Annotated in this window: 2 protein-coding genes; one reads left to right on the forward strand and one right to left on the reverse strand. The window is 51.0% G+C overall.

Features of this window, described 5'->3' with window-relative positions:
* Positions 1-210 precede the first annotated feature (210 nt).
* Positions 211-879, forward strand: a complete 669-nt coding sequence (locus tag GRB80_RS16000; RefSeq protein WP_161424417.1) for a hypothetical protein — start codon at positions 211-213, stop codon at positions 877-879.
* Between the two features lie 173 nt (positions 880-1,052).
* Here GRB80_RS16000 and GRB80_RS16005 read toward each other — a convergent pair.
* On the reverse strand, positions 1,053-1,894 hold an 842-nt coding region (locus GRB80_RS16005; RefSeq protein ID WP_237562132.1), incomplete at its 5' end, for a tyrosine-type recombinase/integrase.

Raw genomic sequence — 1,894 nt, forward strand, 5'->3', positions numbered from 1 at the left:
GCTCCCCTGGCGCTGGAAAGAAACTCTACCGGTCTAAATCACGCCGCACGAGGTGGGGTTGGTGGACCGTTTACCGAATACCAATGCTCCAATAGCTTAGCAAGACGTTGCTCGAAGAGAGAGGGGGGGGAAGGGGCGATGGCAGTCGAAGCCAAACCTAGGTGCTGCGCAAGGACAGTGGACCTAACATAGGGGAAGACAGGGATGACGATGGACTCGATCACCAGGCGACTGGCAAGGATTTGGAAAACCTCAACCTCATTAGCACTTGCTATTCTAAGCGCCTTCATTCTTGCTACTGCACACTTCACCAATGTTTCTTTAGCTGGAATAGCAACCTTCGGACTTCTCCTAGTGGCCCTGCAAGCACTTTCCTTCACGAGAGAGCAATCGAACGAGTGGAGAAGAAAAGCCATCCATGAGATGGCGCAAAACACTGAACACCAATATACAAAAATAGCCAGCAAAGTCTTCTCAATGCTCTATTGGGCCAAATTATTTAGATCAGGAACTCATAAGTTCCATGACATAACTCCGCTTGACGAAGATGAAATAAAAGAAGCATATAAGCTAGCAGAAAACCTGGAGATAATAAACTCCCACCTTAAATCAATAAACATCAAAGACATTGATTATACAATAAACATATTCCATCATGCCATATCACTGAGCATGATCAGGAATGCCCTAGATAGAAATGGCTCATATAAAGAAGAAATAATAACTCAGGCTTCCGAAGATTTCATCGCAGCCTTCGACACTTTTAATAATTCGGTATTAAATCGGCATGGAAAAGGTCTACCTGGACAACCGACAGAAATGAGATTCATAAGTTATATCCGAGACATCAACCAGATCGGCATAACACATGCAGACTAACCGCCGGGAAGTAGCACTAAGCAGTCAATCAACAGAAGAGATATGACGTGGCCTGCAGGGAAAGGAGCAGAGATATCACAACAGACCACGGCACCCCGGTCAGACATTAAGACAAGCTGTAGCGGCCCGACTGTAGCGGCCCGACAGCAGGCCGCCACGTTGATCAAACGAGATCAAGGCTCGCTTTCAGGAGCCATTCCCTCCAGCGCCCGCAGCGCCTCCTGAAGGTAATCCTCTCGCAAGTGCGCGTAGTGTCTGATCGTCGTCTCGATACTGGAGTGTCCCATTAGGTTCTTCACCGCCGTCAAGTCAACTCCGGCCATCACCAGTTGGGAAGCAAAGTTGTGACGCAACGAATACAAATCCAGCTCTGAGGGCAGCCCGCCCAGCTTCTTGATCTTTACCCACGGCTTTCGCATGGCGCTCCTCGCAAGCATTCGCTCTCCTAGAGGGAATCGCGGCGAAGAGAACACATACCCCTTAGAAGGACAGCCCTGCTCCTCCCACCAAGTCTCGACGACCTGGATCAGTGGCACAGACAGCGGGAAGCGTTGGACCTGACGCCCATGATGTGCAGTCTTACTGAGCACCTTAGTAATATGCTTGAACCCATCGCTGAAATGCTGCCACTGCAAACTGAACAGGTCGCCGGGCCTGAACCCACCGTAGTAGATACTCAAGACGAACGGAGCGACATGATCGACATAGACCCTCCCATCCAAGTCTGGAAGATACTGCTTGGCCGCCTTGGTGCGTGAATGACGACGCTGCCGCTTCTTCTCCTCGCTGTAGAGCTGAAGACCGCGGAAGAGAGCATCGACTTCGCCCTCCTCTAAAACCCTTCTTGAATCTGCTTCTACCTCGCCGGAATCGATATCGGCTCGCTGACGCTTTAAGCGCGCCCGCTGAAGCGGATTCCGCTCGAGCACCTCGATTTCGTAAACGGTCCACCAACCCCACCTCGTGCGGCGTGATTTAGACCGGTAGAGTTTCTTTCCAGCGCCAGGGGAGCAGC

The sequence above is a fragment of the Halomonas icarae genome (assembly GCF_009901955.1).
In the GTDB taxonomy this organism is placed as follows: domain Bacteria; phylum Pseudomonadota; class Gammaproteobacteria; order Pseudomonadales; family Halomonadaceae; genus Halomonas; species Halomonas icarae.